This is a genomic window from Lysinibacillus sp. FW301-JW8, assembly GCF_058788755.1.
Genome location: NZ_JBYTBB010000014.1, coordinates 15346 through 32079, shown reverse-complemented (window position 1 = coordinate 32079; position 16734 = coordinate 15346). Strand labels below are relative to the sequence as shown.

The following is a 16734-nucleotide window of genomic DNA, read 5'->3' as shown; positions in this document are numbered from 1 at the left end:
GAGCAGTGAAAAACACTACTCACAGCGGAATAGTAACGGGAGAGTCATTTCAATTACAGGTGTAAATTCCTAAAAATGCCTTACACCCCTTACTTATTTCGGTAAAAAACCGAAACGCACAAAACGTTGCAAATCGACAGCTTTTATTTTGAACTGTCAATTTAGTAGAAACTTGATATAACAAGTGTTTCAACGCCTATCAGCGAATAGAAACCCTTATCATTCTTACCCTTTGTAAGCATACAATAGGAGATATTTGAAGTCAATTAGTAAAGGAGAAAAACTTCACAGCCACTATACTCTTGTCAAATTGTTGACAAATTTGTGTATGAAAATTCATAGATTCAAAATGAATTTTCGAAATTATGCAAAAAAAAGCTAATTTACGACATGATTTCGCTCGTAAATTAGCTCACCCATTACAATAGGTACAATAGACTCATTTTTAACATTATAAAATAGTACATTAATTGCTTTTATACAAAAAATCCAAGAGAGCTTTTACAATTCGCTCAGAGGCATGCCCATCACCGTAAGGATTTGATGCTTTTGCCATGGTTTCATAGGCATTTGTATCTTCTAATAATTCTTTTGCAAGAGAGTAGATTGTTTCTTCTTCTGTTCCTGCTAGTTTTAAAGTACCCGCCGCAATACCTTCTGGACGCTCTGTAGTATCTCTTAGCACAAGAACTGGCTTCCCTAACGAAGGTGCCTCTTCTTGAATACCGCCAGAATCCGTAAGTATCATATATGAGTTTGCCGCAAAATTATGAAAATCGAATACTTCAAGCGGCTCAATTAAATGTACTCGTTTATGATCCCCTAAAATATCATTGGCAATCTCACGTACAGCTGGGTTCATATGCATCGGATAAACAACTTGTACATCTTCATGCTCTGATAAAATTCTCATAATCGCACGGAACATATGGCGCATTGGTTCACCCAGATTTTCACGACGATGCGCTGTTAATAAAATCATGCGATCCTTACCGATTTTCTCCAATACAGGGTGTGTGTACTGTTCACTTACAGTTGTAGCTAATGCATCAATTGCTGTATTACCTGTTACAAAAATAGTCTCTGATTTTTTATTTTCATCTAATAGATTTTTCTTCGATACTTCAGTTGGTGCAAAATGAAGATCAGCCATGACACCTGTTAATTGGCGATTCATTTCCTCTGGATAAGGTGAGTACTTATTCCAAGTTCGCAGACCAGCTTCCACATGACCAATTGCAATTTGGTTATAGAATGCTGCTAGACCTGCAACAAAAGTAGTTGTTGTATCGCCATGTACTAAAACAATATCTGGCTTAGCCTCTTTCATGACTCGATCCAAACCATGTAATGCATTCGTCGTCACGTCGATTAATGTTTGACGATCCTTCATAATATTTAAATCGTAATCAGGTACGATTTTAAATGTTTCTAAAACTTGATCTAGCATTTGGCGATGTTGAGCTGTTACAGTCACAATCGATTCTATTTGCTCAGGATGTTTTTGTAATTCTAATACAAGTGGAGCCATCTTAATAGCCTCTGGTCTTGTACCGAAAATCGTCATTACTTTCCACTTTTTCGTCAAAACGATTTGCACCGTCCTTTATTTTATTATATGAAAAGTGTTTATCCCCATTGAATTGCGTTTATCTTCATTCAGTAGAAGACTCCCACCTCTATAGGTGGAGAGATGGTTCCTTTTCAGTGGGTATCCAAACACGTACTGAAATAGCGGAACTCAGTCTAAGAACGCCACGTCCTGTGGCAACGACTGAGTGACCAACATCATGTTGGCCCAAAGCCTCCGGCGGATGTCACGGATTTTCAAAGGAATGAATTGTGCAGGCACAATTCAAAATCCGGACTCAATTACGCCAAGGCGAAATTGATATCGCAAACGCCGAACTTCAAGTGGGAATCACCTAAACATACTATGAAACGTCCTTCAATTATTGAAGGACGCTTTCAAATTTTATAAGTTGCCTAAAAAGCAGTCATTCCCATTGTGAAAAACACAAGTGAAATCTACCTTATTTCGTACCGAATAATCGATCTCCTGCATCCCCTAAACCTGGCACAATATAGCCATGGTCATTTAATTTCTCGTCAAGAGCAGCAATATAAATATCCACATCTGAATGTTCTTCTTGAATTGCTTTAACACCCTCTGGCGCAGCGATTAAACACATAAATTTAATATTTTTCGCTCCACGTTTTTTCAGTGAGTTAATAGCCTCCACTGCTGAACCGCCAGTTGCAAGCATTGGATCCACAATGATGAAGTCACGTTCTTCTACATCTGCTGGAAGCTTTGCGTAATATTCAACAGGCTTTAATGTTTCTGGGTCACGATAAAGACCGATATGACCTACTTTTGCCGCTGGAATTAGCTTCAATACACCATCTACCATCCCAATTCCTGCACGTAAAATTGGGACAATCGCAAGTTTTTTCCCAGATAGAACTTTTGTTTTTGCTACAGTGACAGGTGTTTCGATTTCGATTTCTTCCACTGGCATATCACGTGTAATTTCAAATGCCATAAGTGTAGCTACCTCATCAACTAGCTCACGAAATTCTTTTGTTCCTGTATTCTTATCACGAATATAAGTTAACTTATGTTGGATTAGTGGATGATCAAATACATATACTTTGCTCAAAGGGATTCTCTCCTAACCGTTCGGATTTCATTTTTATCTCACCTAGTATAACAGAAAAAAGGAGTCGTCTCAAAAATAAATTTGGGACAACTCCATTTCTAGAATGTTACTTACATATAAGAGCGATTATTCATCTAGTATTTTATCTAATTGCTCAATAGGCATAGGTTTATAATAAAAATATCCTTGTCCCACAGTGCAACCAAGTGCACGTAATATTTCAACCTGCTCCTCGTTTTCAATTCCTTCAGCCACCGAGGTCATCCCTAGATTTAAAGCCAATTGTATAATAGAACGGACAATTGCAAGCGTAGCTGCATCATTAATAGCATTGATGAAGCTTCGATCGATTTTTAATTCTGTAAACGGCAGTCTTTGTAAATAGCTTAGCGATGAAAAACCTGTGCCAAAATCATCTACTGATGTTTTAAACCCATAGCTCTTCAATTCCTGGATGATGGCGAAGGCTGATTGAAAATCGACTAAGCCAATATTTTCTGTCACCTCTAATATGATATAGTTTGGATCAATATCATATTGCTGAACTAAATTTACAATGTCTTGAACAAAGTGAGCATAATAAAAATGATCTGGTGAAATATTTACCGCTACCCTTACTAAATTTTTCCCCATTTTCTTACGTTCGGCTAACCATGAAAGAACCATCTCTAATATTTGAATATCAATTTCTCGCACTTTTCCCGCATTTTCTGCAACAGGAATAAAAACTGCTGGTGACACAAAACCAAGTTTTGGAGAAATCCAGCGAGCAAGTGCTTCAATACTTTGAATTTCTCCAGTACGTAAATCAACCTTTGGCTGTAAGTTTACAGATATCTCCTTGTTTTTTAACGCTTGTGCCAAATGATTTAACACGGTCATTTGCTGTTCAAGGACATCATTTCTTTCTTGGGTAAAAATTTCCATATGGGTACCTGGTTTATTAGCTGCAAAGGATAGTGCATTGTCTGCAAAGCGAATAGCATCTGCAATTTTTATATCATCATTATAAAAAGCAATGCCTGTTTTCAATGTTATATAGATTTGCTTTCCACCGACGATAAAAGGCTGACGAATGATTTCTTTAATACGTTTCTCATAATTTTGAAAAGTAGTTTGAGATGTCACACTTGAAAGAATTAAACTAGTACTTGTGAATCTAGCAATATATTCATAATACTCATCTTTGTCTTCATTTAAACGTTTTGCAATTTGTCTTAACAGCTCATCTCCTGCTTCCCGGCCATATAGCTCAACAATTTGAGGAAATTCACTTGGTTTTAAGATTTTAATATAACCGTTTTGACCACGTTCTTTATCTTTCTCTACTTTATTTAAGAAACTGTGTCGATTTGGTAGCCCAGTAGTTATATCCATATAAGCTAAATCCCATATCATTTTCTGTGTCTTTGCATAAGAATACGCCAGCGCTACCAATGAACCAATTTTACCAAACATGTTTTCAAAAAACTCTTGGTCACTAGGATGAGGCTTTAAAAATATTGCAAACAACCCTATTGATTGCTGTTGTTGATTTCGTATCGGTACAAACCATCCAGCTGTCTTTTTAGAGGCATTGGCAAAGTTTTTATGTTCTAATGGAATATCAATATCATCCAAATTTGTGGCGAAAATAGATTTCCCCTCTTGTATAACTTGGTCGTAAAGATTTTTGCTTTCACAGCGTTCTGACATCCCTTTTACTTTACTATTACCTGTAAAAACTTGTAATTGATTTGATTCTGCTTTAACTAGCACCATACTTACAATATTCGGCATAAAAAATTCATCTAAACCGCTACAAATAATGCTCATCTTTTTATCAAAAGGATTGTCCTTTTCGATTGCTTCATACATAGCTTTTTCAAGGCGCATTAAAAAATCTTCAGTATGGTAATACGTAACGTCCTTCACAAGTAATAGTACATATAATGTTTCATTTTTACTATTTTGAAATGGCAGCGCTTGTATTTCAGCCCAAAAAGGAGGTTTGTCCAAGCAATTATGGTGTAATTTTGCTTGTACCATGACCCCGCTATGTATTTTCTGCTTAATCATTTCAATAGATGCTTGCTGTTCCTCATTTGATAGCAATGAAAAGTAATCATTATCTGCAATTTGTGAATGTGTAGTGTTTGTTAGCGCACAAAAAGAATCGTTACATTCCAATATTTTATGATTATTTTTCACATCAAAAATAACGTAGCTTTCTTTTGAATTATCACCTAATTTACGAATTGTGCTTAACAACATTTCATTTTGTATGTCCATCAATTTATTAACCATCCAACCCCTCCCGTCTCTATCACTTCTTCTTTCTTACATTGTACATAAAAATTCAATAAATTGTCACTTTTATAAAAATTTCTTCTTTATTAGGACAGTATCTGTCCTCGACCCACTATACTATATCTTTTTCTAATCAGTTTATGTAAATTAATTCAAAAATAAGAGGATTTTATTTTTATGTTAGAAAAAAAGATACTTCTTACAGTTTTAGCCTTATTTTACAAATCGAAAGGGCTATGTTTAAAGTGAATTATTCCACTTTAAACACAACCCCGATTAATAATTATGCGTATAAAGGATGTTTGTCAGTTAGAGCTTTAACACGAGCTTTCGCTTCAGCTTTCACAGCTTCATCCTCTGGATTTTTTAGAACTGCTGCAATAATAGCGCCAACTTCTTTCATGTCTTCCTCTTTGAAACCACGTGATGTAACAGCAGGTGTACCAATACGGATACCAGAAGTAACAAATGGAGATTCTGTATCGTAAGGGATTGTATTTTTATTTGTTGTAATCCCAACTTCATCAAGTGCATGCTCTGCTACTTTACCTGTTAAGCCAAGGGATTTCACATTAAGAAGTAATAGATGGTTATCTGTACCGCCAGATACAATTTCAACACCTTCAGCCACTAATACTTCGCCTAATGCTTTGGCATTCGCTTTAATTTGTTTTGCATATTCTTTAAATTCTGGCTGTAAAGCTTCACCGAATGCTACTGCTTTTGCAGCGATAACATGCATTAAAGGACCGCCTTGAATGCCTGGGAATACAGATTTGTTTAGCTTTTGCTCCCATTCTTTCGAGGCAAGGATTAAACCACCACGTGGACCACGTAATGTTTTATGTGTTGTCGATGTCACAAAATCAGCGTATGGCACTGGTGATTGATGTTCTCCAGCAGCTACTAAACCAGCGATATGTGCCATATCAACCATAAAGTATGCTCCTACTTCGTCTGCGATTTCACGGAACTTTGAAAAATCAATTTCACGCGGATAAGCTGATGCACCTGCAACAATTAATTTTGGTTTATGTTCTAAAGCTTTTTGACGTACATCTTCATAATCAATTACTTGAGTATCTTTTGTTACACCATATTCTACGAAATTGTATAGAATACCTGAGAAGTTTACAGGAGATCCGTGTGTTAAGTGACCGCCATGAGAAAGGTTCATACCTAGAACTGTGTCACCTGGCTCTAAAATTGTGTGGTATACTGCCATGTTTGCTTGTGCACCAGAATGTGGCTGCACGTTTGCATATTCTGCGCCAAAGATTTCTTTTACACGGTCACGTGCAATATCCTCTACCACGTCTACATGTTCACAACCACCATAATAACGTTTACCTGGATAACCCTCAGCATATTTATTTGTTAGAACAGATCCCTGTGCTTCCATTACAGCTTCAGAAACAAAGTTCTCTGATGCGATTAACTCAATATTTGCTTGTTGACGTTTTTTTTCTGCAAGGATTCCCTCTAAAACTGCTTTGTCTTGTACTGCTAATTTTTCGAATGCCATGTTTGAAAAGCCTCCTAGTATGATCATTATTTATATTTACCACTATAAAAGAGAGGTAATATTATTTATATACCGCACGTTCTCCGCCAATTAGCTTCGGACGTGTTGTAGCAATTGTTACAACCGCTTCTCCTACCATTCGCACCGATGTACGAACTGGGACAGCTACTGCCTTTAAATGCATACCAATTAATGTTTGACCTATATCAATTCCTGCACTAGCCTGCACTGTTTCCACAACAACTGGATTGTCAAATTGTGTATAGGCATAAGCAGACATTGAGCCACCTGCTGTCCGAACGGGAACCACAGATACTGGTTCATAGCCTAAACGGTCTGCGATTGTTGCTTCCATTGTAATAGCGCGATTAATATGTTCACAGCCTTGGAATGCTAAATGCAGCTGATGTTTCTTTGCAAATGCTTGAAGAGGCTCGAATATCGCCTCTGCAATTTCAAGTGCACCCGCTGTGCCAATTTTCTGACCAATCACTTCAGATGTTGAGCAGCCTACGACAAAAATAGTATTTGGTCGTAAGGTTACCTGCTCTTCAAATTCACTGAGCAACTGAGTCAAATGTGTCCGTACTTGTTGTATAACCACTATGCTCAGCTCCTTTAGATATCTAATTAGAAATCACACATAAACAAGTGTCATGTGTAATAATTAGCTTTCATTATTGTTCAAGTTCACTAATTTTTTCAATACGGCGAGCATGGCGCCCACCCTCAAACTCTGTTTCAAGCCATGTTTGAACAATTTCACGTGCAAGACCAGGACCTATCACACGTTCTCCCATAGCCAAAACATTTGAGTCATTGTGGCAACGTGTTGCCTTTGCGCTAAATACATCATGCACTAAAGCACAACGAATTCCCTTCACTTTATTTGCAGCGATGGACATACCAATACCTGTGCCACAAATTAAAATACCTTTATCAAATTCCCCGCTAGCAACACCTTCTGAGACTGGTTTTGCATAATCAGGATAGTCTACTGAATCCGCAGATTGTGGACCAAAATCTTCGTAGCTAATATTTAGCTCATCTAACAGCTGCATAATCTCACGACGTAAGTTATTGCCTCCGTGATCAGAAGAAATTGCTATTCTCACTGGGTTCCCTCATTTCGAATTTATAGTCAACACTAGTGTACCACTTCTATCACAAGAATAACATGATTTTTCTTGCATTTTTATGCTGATTTCTCTTGAAAGACGAACATTTATTGTAAACTACTTTAAAATTATTCACTTTTAAAGTCATTTTTTCAAAGAAAACTAGAATATTATTCTTCTAAATTCGGATACCAGTCCTTTGTTGTAATATTCTATCTTCTATAGTTTTTTTACCTTTTTAATTACAGTGGACATACTATATTAGTATGTTTCCTATGTATTACTAAAGTTAACAATAAAGAACGGTCCTGTATTCAATGTGAGCACGGCATAATGTAATGCCTCCTTGGTTTGATGTTCACTTCGACACTTTATATTAATCTATCCATTACTTTCGCCATTCTATCCATCACTTTGACAATTCTATCCACTACTTTTGCTGTTCTATCCTTCACTTTCAAGCCATAATAAAAAAAACTGTAGCAAACTCGATACTCACCCGAGTTGAACTACAGTCTAAAATCTCATCTATGCTTGTCTATCAAATTGTTGAATCATTTTATGCAGTTCTTCCGATTGCTTCTTTAAGCCCTGTGCTAATTGCTCCACCTGTTCAATAGCATATGCTTGCTCTTCCGCTGCCCCGCGAACCTCCTGTGCCCCCGCTGACGTTTCTTGCGCAATAGCAGCAACTTCTTGAGATTGACGAGCTGTTGTTTCAATATTGTGCATTTGCTGCTCTATTAGTGAAGATATTTCTACAATAGCTGTGGCCATCCCATGCACACTCGAAGACATCCCCTCTACTGCTGTTGTTGTTTCTGACACACGGGCAGCTTCCTTCGTTGCAAAAGCCACTTGTTGATTCATTTGTTTAACAACAATCTCCACATTTTGCTGCATGGATTGAATTAAACTTGTAATTCCTTGTACCGCTTTGGCGCTTTCATCAGCCAAACCACGAACCTCTTCAGCAACAACAGCAAAGCCTTTACCATGCTCACCAGCACGGGCTGCCTCAATAGAAGCATTTAATGCTAGTAAATTTGTCTGTGCTGCAATATCACCTACTAAACTAATGATACGCTCCACTTGTCCAGCATTATCTTCTAAGGCTTTAATGCTCTCTAATGCTTCATTGTTACCAGTAGCGATTTGTTGAATACTATTAACTAGCGTTTCAATGGCCATTGTCGTATTTGCAAGATTATGTAAAATCTCTTTAGTTTGCGTTGCCGATGCTTCAGCTCTACTATTTACTTCTGTGGCAAGCGCTCGTACATCTTCAATGGCTTCAGCTGTATCCTGTACTGCTATAGCAGAGGCCTCTGCCCCTGTAGAAATGTGCTTTACCGTAGAGGCAATACCTTCTGCTTTTTTCGTAGCAATAGCTGCCTCATCGGATAATTGAATAATCGATTGATTTGTTTGCTGGAAATTATGATCTATACTTTCAACCATTTGTCGTAAGTTTAATACCATTTGCTGGAATGCCTCTGCAACAGAACGAATCTCATCATTTGTTTTCGGCAATTCTACATCTTGCCCTATTTTTCCTTCTGCTACACGTGATGCTGATAATTCTAGCTGCTGTAATGGTTTGATTAAGACTCCACAGAATACCCAAGCCAAAATACCTGACCACACAATACCTAGTAGATAAGTAACAATTTCAAACAGTTTACGATTAATCTCTGGAAAGAAGGTAGGCTGTAAAAATTCGATGAATATAAAGCTAATACTGTAGGTGATTAGTGCAAGAATACCGACAAATAGTGCTAGTTTAAGACGTAATCCAAACTGTTTATTCATAGCGACCCTCAATTCTTTTCAAGTTTTTTTACTAATCGTTCTACCAATTCTTTCAATTCTACAAATGTTGCTTCATATATTTCTTTACTTCCACCATAAGGATCTACAACATTTTCCATACTACCTTCGATTATATATTCTTTAAAAGTAAAAACCTTGTGTTCTGTATTTGGATATTGAGTAATGATTGTATCTTTATGAGTTGTTGTCATTGTTAAAATTAAATCTGCCCATTCTATTTCAGTAATGGAAAGCTGTGTAGCTGAATGTCGATGTATCATATTCGCTTCATTTAATACTTGTTGCGCATGTGCGGACATTTCTGCATAAGGCATCGCAAAAATACCTGCTGATTGAACTTCAACATTAGCAATCTGTTGATGTTTTAAAATAGCCTCTGCCATTGGACTGCGACAAGTATTCCCGGTACAAACAAATAGTATTTTCACACTTATCACCTTCCATTCTATTTTCTTCTATTGTTGAATAGCTAAAATACTCATTATGATAAAAATAATACCTGCAATAATTTGAATCTTACTACCTAAAAATACCTGACTTTTATTAGCAATGACTAAAGACCCGTAAGAGCAAATAAGGGCACTTGCACCTGCACTAACAATAAATAATTTTTCCTCTAAGTTTAGCATACCAAAAGAAACACTTACTGAAAAGGTATCTAGGCTTGCAGTCACAGCTAAAAGTATCGGTGAAATCGTTACTTTTTCATTCTTATGTGAAAACAGAAGTAAATGTATTCCAATCCCAAATAATAAAATACTTGAAATCCATTGTCCCCATTCTAACAGGAAATTAGCTAAATAGCTCCCTAATTCAAAGCCCAATAACGGGAATAGCATATGCAAAGCAGCCGTCCACACTGACAAAAAGAGTTTATGTCGGATATTTGGAATTAAGACATATAGACCAATTACATCAATAGACGTTAAGATACCTGCAAGTATGACCTGCAAGAAAGCACTCCTTCTCTCACTAATATTTTATCATTTTATGCTCGAAAATACAGTATTATCATCATTATTTAATAGATATTTCCTTGTATAAAGATACATTTCTATCTATTCATCTACAAAAAAAATAAGCATGCCAGAAATAATAACTAGCATACTTATTCATTCATTTTTAAGGTGTGTACCATTTCCCACCAGAAGCCTTTTCTAATCGATTCATAATTGCGGCACCCACCCCTTCAGATGAAGTAGTAGTTGCTAATATAATGGTACCAGCTGTTTTATCGCATGCTCTTAATGCATGGTACAATGTAGCACCCATTTCTTCTTTACGATGTGCTGCCCCGATCGAGAAATAGAAATCTGCCTTGATGCCCCTAAAGTTATCAGGGGCAAGCAGTGCAACCTTTTGCCCTTGTTCTTGTAATTGCTGTACAGCCTTCTTCACTTTCTCCACATCACAGTCAATTAATAATACAGGGGCATTCGGAGCATAGTGCGTATACTTCATACCAGGCGCTTTTGGTGTAGATACTAAGTTTTGCTCATTTTTGGTTGGCTGAATAACCGGACCAATCTCAACCTCTAGCATTTCCTTTGTAATTCCACCTGGACGTAAAATAACTGGTGGCTCATGTGTAACATCCAATACTGTGGATTCTAACCCGATTCCTGTAGAACCACCATCTAAAATATAAGGTATGTACCCACCCAAATCATCCTGAACATGAATTGCTTCCGTAGGGCTTGGCTTTCCACTGCGATTAGCGCTAGGTGCAGCGAGTGGTTTTTTTAATTGTTGAAGTAATGAGAGCGCAACTGGATGATCTGGCATACGAATACCCACAGTATCAAGCCCGGCTGTCACACTTTTTGCCAGCATATTTGGCTTTACTTGCATAACAAGTGTCAGTGGCCCAGGCCAGAATAGCTCCATACATGTTTTAGCTACTTCTGGAATATGTTCAATATAAAGCTCAACTTCCTCTTTCGTACCGATGTGGACGATTAATGGATTATCTGAAGGGCGACCTTTTGCTTCAAATATTTTTTTAACTGCCTCGTCATTTGTTGCAACCGCACCCAAACCATATACCGTTTCTGTTGGAAAAGCCACTACCTCCCCTGCATTTAAGATATCCACAGCCTGTGTATAATTTATCTGACTATTCACATTACTGTCCACAACCTTGTAAACGGTTTCCATGATTAAAACCTTCCTTCAATTATTCATTTTCACTGAATTATCCACATATTGTTAATAACTTTATTGAAATTGTGTATAAGTTATCTGAATTTGTGCACAATTTATTCAAAAAAACCTTTTAGCCATTCCCAGATAAAAAATGTAACCTCTTCCTTTTCTTCTTCTGGCTCTTCGTCCTTGTCTGGTTCACAAATTGATGGGAATATGCTACACCACCAGTTATCCCCTCGTGCATTCCCAATCTTCACAACAATTGAATGATACATGTTTTGTGGATAGAGAACAGCATTCTGTCTCTTAGGTGGAAATAAATTATCCCCAAGCTGAACTTGTGTATCAAGCTGTGGATAATTTTTATTTATTTGTGCTTCAATTTCCCTCTTTAATAACTGTATTTGCTCATTATCCACAATTGTAGCAGCAGTTGCTTGCATAAAATATTGTTTTAAATCTTTGACAAGAAGCTCTTTTTCAAGCTGATCCTGTGCCGTATTACTATTTGCAATTACTCTTATACGAAAATCTTGTTCTTGTTGTTGATTCGTATTTTCCTTAGCAAATCCTACTAATGATGGAATATATAAAATACATAGTTGTAAAACAATAGCTATTAATACTAGTCTAGCAAAAGCTAGTAAAATATTCTGTTTAGGTAATCTAATAATCTTGTATTCATTTAACATAAAAATCCCTCCTTGCTCAACATTGTTGGCAAGAAGGAGATACTTTATACATGTATTTCACAAAAAATCATTCGAGGTCTACCATTAATATCTTTTTCTATTGATATTGTAGACTGTGGAAAACTATCTTTAAAGAACTTAGCGACCTGCTCCCCCTGTGTATAACCAATCTCTAGTCCGATAAGTGCAGGTTTATTCATAATGGCTGGTAGTTGTTCAGCCAGCTTTCTATATAAAATAAGTCCCTCTTCCTCCGCAAAAAGGGCACTATGTGGTTCATGCTCTAGCACAATGCTCGACATCTCCTTTGCTTCATCAAAGGCAATATAAGGAGGATTGGATAAAACGACATCGAATCGTTCGCCTATAAGGGGTGCTGTTAAATCACCCAATCTGAAATCAATAGTAGCTGCTAGATTTTCAGCATTTTTTTGTGCAGTTATAAGTGCCTTCTCAGATAAATCAGTAGCTACCACTGAAAGCTCTGGACATTCGAGCTTCATAGAAATAGCAATTGCTCCACTACCTGTTCCAATATCAACTAGCTTTACTGTTTGTTGATTAAAGAGTTTGTCTAAGCGATTAATTGTTCCAAGTACTAACTCCTCTGTTTCAGGTCTAGGAATTAACACTGATTCATCCACAATAAATGAGCGTCCATAAAATTCTTCACTGCCAACACAATACTGCACAGGGCGACCACTCGCATGCTCCTCAATAAGCTTCTTAAATTTCACTTGTTGTTCTATTGTTAGCAAATCCTGAAGATGCAGCATTACTTCTGAGTAACTAGTTCCTATAATATGCTGCATCACAATACGTGCTGCCGTTTCCTCTCGACCATTATCCACTAAAAAAGAAGAAGCCCATGCAAGGGCCTCCATCACATTTTTATAGATCATCATTTAAACGCTCTAACTTGGATGCTTGCTCCTCTAAAATAAGGGCATCAATAATTTCGTCAAGTCTACCTTCGACGATTTGATCTAGCTTTTGAATTGTTAATCCAATACGGTGGTCTGTTACACGGTTTTGTGGATAATTGTAAGTGCGAATACGCTCAGAGCGATCGCCTGAACCTACAGCAGATTTACGTGTGATATCGATTTCCTTTTGTGCTTCTTGCATATACATATCAGCAACACGAGCACGGAGAATCTTCATCGCTTTTTCACGGTTTTTAATTTGAGAACGCTCATCCTGCATCGATACTACAACACCTGTTGGTAAATGGGTCATACGAACTGCAGACATCGTTGTATTAACGGATTGACCACCTGCACCAGAGGATGCGAATGTATCTACGCGAATATCTTTTTCATGAATTTCAACGTCTACTTCTTCTACCTCAGGTAAACATGCTACTGTTGCCGTTGATGTATGGATACGGCCCTGTGATTCTGTAGCAGGGACACGTTGTACACGGTGGGCTCCATTTTCAAATTTGAATTTGGAATAAGCACCTTGTCCATTAATCATAAAGATCACTTCTTTATAACCACCCATAGGGTTTGGAGTAGCCTCCATAATATCAATTTTCCAGCTTTGTGTCTCCGCATAGCGAGAATACATACGGAATAAATCTCCCGCAAAAATATTCGCCTCATCCCCACCTGCTGCACCACGAATTTCCATAATAACGTTTTTATTATCGTTCGGGTCTTTTGGAATTAGTAAGATACGTAAACGTTCTTCAAGTTCTTCCTGCTGTGCTTTTAATAGATTAAATTCCTCTTTCACCATTTCATGCATATCAGGATCTTTTTCGCTATCTAGCATTTCACGCGCATCAGTTATTTGCTCTTTTACATTTTTATATTCTCGATAAGTATCTACAGTTTCCTGGATATCTGATTGCTCTTTGGAAAATTCACGTAATTTTTTATTATCATTCACAATATCAGGATCACTTAAAAGCTCTGTTAGCCTTTCATAACGATCCTCTACTGCCTGTAATCGATCAAACATGGATTTCACCTCTATTTAGTTTTTTAGAAGTTTCTTCTTTTCTCTTGTCAAAAAGAAACTTAATACATTTTAGCTTAATGAACATACTTTATCTTGATTCAGCAAATTTATACTGTGCGAAAGCGTAGCGACAGCAGCAAATGTTTTGTACCGATAGCAAAGCGTCAGGTACAGAATACTTCCGCCCCTATAAATGGCTGTGATTTTTTCCCTATTCAGCGAACGTACAAACCTCGACTAAATCAAAATAAAGCTCCCAGATAGTCGCTCAAAAAATTCAGACTCAAATTGCTGGGGCACAATTGATTTCCACTACTTAGTATAAGGAAATTTTCGCATGTATGCTACTTTTTCTTAGCTCTCAGCTTGGGTGTGTTATAGTGGTGGATGCGCGTGACATTTTCGGCAAACTGGATAGTAGGAATCATTACCACCAATTTGAATTTGATCACCTGTATACACAGGCTTTCCACTTTCATCAACACGTAAATTCATCGTTGCTTTTTTATGGCAGAACCAGCAAATGGTTTTCATTTCTTCAATTTTATCTGCATATGTAAGCATGTACTGACTGCCTTCAAATAACTCATTTTGAAAATCATTTTTCAAACCAAAGCCCATAACAGGAATGTCTAATTCATCCACAATATTTGCTAACTGTAAAACATGTGCCTTTTTTAAAAATTGTACTTCATCAACAAGTACACAGTATGGTTTTACTGCATTTTTTTCCACGAGCTCAAATATGTTTGTATCATCATAAACAGGTATAGCTTCTTGACGTAAGCCTACTCTACTTGAAACAAAACCCACTTCATCTCGTGTATCTAAGCCTGATGTAAATATCATGACAGGTTTTTGTTGTTCTTCATAGTTATGCGCAACTTTCAAAATTTCGATGGACTTTCCACTATTCATTGCGCCATGCTTAAAATATAGCTGTGCCATGTTGTCTTCTCCCTTTCTTCTAGTCGATCCAGATTCTTGAAAAGACTTGCATCAACGTGTTCATTCATATACTGAAAAAAATACCTGCCAAGCACATGCTTGGCAGGTATTAAACTAACATTAGTTTTTAAGACCGTATTTTTTGTTGAAACGATCCACGCGACCATCAGCAGACGCGAATTTTTGACGGCCAGTATAGAATGGGTGACATTCGTTGCAGAACTCGACAACGATGTTTTCTTTTACTGAACCAGTTTTGAAAGTATTCCCACAAGAGCAAGTTACTGTTGCTTCTTTGTAGTCTGGATGAATTCCTTGTTTCATATTCGTTTTCTCCTCTCGCCCTGAACCATCTGGAACAGAGTATTATCGAACTGTACCTTACATAGCCCGAATATGTCGGCTAAATATGTACACGTTGCATACTTTTGAAGTATAGCATATCCTTAAAAAATATTTCAAGCAAAAAAATTTATCTTATATAATTATCCTTGTACTTCACGATAATCATTATCCACCAAACCTATTTTTTTATTACGTTCTTTAAAGCGAATATTGTGAGATGAAACATACGCGACTTTTGGTGCATCTGGGTCTAAATACAGCTTTGCACTATTTAACGCTAATATACCATCCGTAAATGCACCTGCTATATATCGAACCTTACTAGGATGATCTACAAAATCGCCTGCTCCATAAATTCCTTCAATGTTCGTTTCACGTTTTTCATTGACAATCGCAACGCCATCCTCAATGCTTAATCCCCATTTTTCTAGTGCACCGTAGTCACATTTTAAGCCATGATTCACAATGATTGAATCTAATTCGATACGTTCAATTTCGCCAGTTTCTTTATTTTCTATCGAAACAGATTGAATTAATTCACCATCTCCATGTAGCTGAACTACTTCATATGGTGTTTTTAAACATACTGAGGATTCACGCATTTTTAAGACACTTTTTTCGTGTCCACCAAATTCATCACGTCGATGAACAACAGTTACACTGGCAGCAATTGGCTCTAACTCATTTGCCCAATCCACGGCAGAATTACCACCACCAGAAATTAAAACATGTTTATTGCGGAATATCTCTAGTTCCTGCACAGTATAATGCAAATTCGTTACTTCATATTTATCAGCACCCTCTATTTCAAGCTTTTGCATGGAAAGAACACCGTATCCAACTGCTAAAATAACTGTTTTCGAATAATGCTTTTCACCTGTTGATGACGTCAAAATGAATGTACCATCATTTTGTCTTTCTAAATGCTCAACTTTCTGATTGAACACAATGGTTGGATCAAATGTTTTCGCCTGTTCTATTAAATGCTCAATTAGCTGGCCACCTAAAATTGGCGGTACGCCACCGACATCCCATATCATTTTCTCAGGATAGATTAACATACGGCCCCCAAGCTGAGAGCTATATTCAATAATCTTCGTCTTTAAATCCCGCATTCCACTATAAAAAGCCGTATAGAGCCCTGCCGGACCACCACCAACAATCGTCACATCATACAGTTCTTCCTTCATTTCTCTATAATCCTC

General features: G+C 37.2%; 16 protein-coding genes. All 16 read right to left on the bottom strand.

Translation table 11 applies throughout. The features are described from left to right. Nucleotides 1-466 precede the first annotated feature (466 nt). Nucleotides 467-1588 carry a non-hydrolyzing UDP-N-acetylglucosamine 2-epimerase gene (gene wecB, locus AC3WOM_RS08010; protein ID WP_492446051.1) on the bottom strand — a complete coding sequence of 374 codons (1122 nt, stop codon included), beginning with the start codon at nucleotides 1586-1588 and terminating at the stop codon, nucleotides 467-469. 445 nt (nucleotides 1589-2033) lie between these two features. Next, a complete protein-coding gene (upp, locus tag AC3WOM_RS08005; protein WP_427539924.1) occupies nucleotides 2034-2663 on the bottom strand; it encodes a uracil phosphoribosyltransferase in 630 nt (209 codons plus the stop codon). A 126-nt stretch (nucleotides 2664-2789) separates the two neighbouring features. Beyond that, nucleotides 2790-4949, bottom strand: coding sequence for an EAL domain-containing protein (locus AC3WOM_RS08000; protein ID WP_492446050.1), 2160 nt, complete (start codon nucleotides 4947-4949; stop codon nucleotides 2790-2792). Between the two features lie 286 nt (nucleotides 4950-5235). Further along, nucleotides 5236-6477, bottom strand: a complete 1242-nt coding sequence (gene glyA, locus AC3WOM_RS07995) for a serine hydroxymethyltransferase (protein WP_492446048.1) — start codon at nucleotides 6475-6477, stop codon at nucleotides 5236-5238. 61 nt (nucleotides 6478-6538) lie between these two features. After that, nucleotides 6539-7081 (bottom strand): TIGR01440 family protein, encoded by a 543-nt coding sequence (locus tag AC3WOM_RS07990; protein WP_492446046.1) that lies wholly within the window; start codon nucleotides 7079-7081, stop codon nucleotides 6539-6541. Between the two features lie 73 nt (nucleotides 7082-7154). After that, nucleotides 7155-7592, bottom strand: coding sequence for a ribose 5-phosphate isomerase B (gene rpiB, locus AC3WOM_RS07985; RefSeq protein WP_492446045.1), 438 nt, complete (start codon nucleotides 7590-7592; stop codon nucleotides 7155-7157). Nucleotides 7593-8123: 531 nt separating this feature from the next. Further along, nucleotides 8124-9407, bottom strand: coding sequence for a methyl-accepting chemotaxis protein (locus AC3WOM_RS07980; RefSeq protein WP_427539909.1), 1284 nt, complete (start codon nucleotides 9405-9407; stop codon nucleotides 8124-8126). 8 nt (nucleotides 9408-9415) lie between these two features. Beyond that, nucleotides 9416-9856: a low molecular weight protein arginine phosphatase gene (locus AC3WOM_RS07975; RefSeq protein WP_427539906.1), complete on the bottom strand. Its 441-nt coding sequence runs from the start codon at nucleotides 9854-9856 to the stop codon at nucleotides 9416-9418. 27 nt (nucleotides 9857-9883) lie between these two features. Further along, complete coding sequence (locus AC3WOM_RS07970) at nucleotides 9884-10381, bottom strand: manganese efflux pump MntP (RefSeq protein WP_492446043.1); 498 nt, start codon at nucleotides 10379-10381, stop codon at nucleotides 9884-9886. A gap of 169 nt (nucleotides 10382-10550) precedes the next feature. Beyond that, nucleotides 10551-11585, bottom strand: coding sequence for an L-threonylcarbamoyladenylate synthase (locus tag AC3WOM_RS07965; protein ID WP_492446041.1), 1035 nt, complete (start codon nucleotides 11583-11585; stop codon nucleotides 10551-10553). A gap of 101 nt (nucleotides 11586-11686) precedes the next feature. Beyond that, nucleotides 11687-12268, bottom strand: coding sequence for a stage II sporulation protein R (locus AC3WOM_RS07960; protein WP_427539897.1), 582 nt, complete (start codon nucleotides 12266-12268; stop codon nucleotides 11687-11689). A gap of 44 nt (nucleotides 12269-12312) precedes the next feature. Further along, nucleotides 12313-13173 (bottom strand): peptide chain release factor N(5)-glutamine methyltransferase, encoded by an 861-nt coding sequence (prmC, locus tag AC3WOM_RS07955; RefSeq protein WP_492446039.1) that lies wholly within the window; start codon nucleotides 13171-13173, stop codon nucleotides 12313-12315. Continuing rightward, entirely contained in the window at nucleotides 13160-14236 is a 1077-nt protein-coding gene (prfA, locus tag AC3WOM_RS07950; protein WP_427539891.1) for a peptide chain release factor 1, read from the bottom strand. The genes prmC and prfA overlap by 14 nt, the downstream gene beginning before the upstream one ends. A gap of 375 nt (nucleotides 14237-14611) precedes the next feature. Beyond that, the gene (locus AC3WOM_RS07945) at nucleotides 14612-15184 is read right to left on the bottom strand and encodes a thymidine kinase (protein WP_427539888.1); all 573 of its coding nucleotides are present in this window, start codon (nucleotides 15182-15184) and stop codon (nucleotides 14612-14614) included. A gap of 120 nt (nucleotides 15185-15304) precedes the next feature. Beyond that, nucleotides 15305-15508, bottom strand: coding sequence for a 50S ribosomal protein L31 (gene rpmE / locus AC3WOM_RS07940; RefSeq protein ID WP_004269457.1), 204 nt, complete (start codon nucleotides 15506-15508; stop codon nucleotides 15305-15307). 161 nt (nucleotides 15509-15669) lie between these two features. After that, nucleotides 15670-16719, bottom strand: coding sequence for an NAD(P)/FAD-dependent oxidoreductase (locus tag AC3WOM_RS07935; protein WP_492446126.1), 1050 nt, complete (start codon nucleotides 16717-16719; stop codon nucleotides 15670-15672). Nucleotides 16720-16734 lie beyond the last annotated feature (15 nt).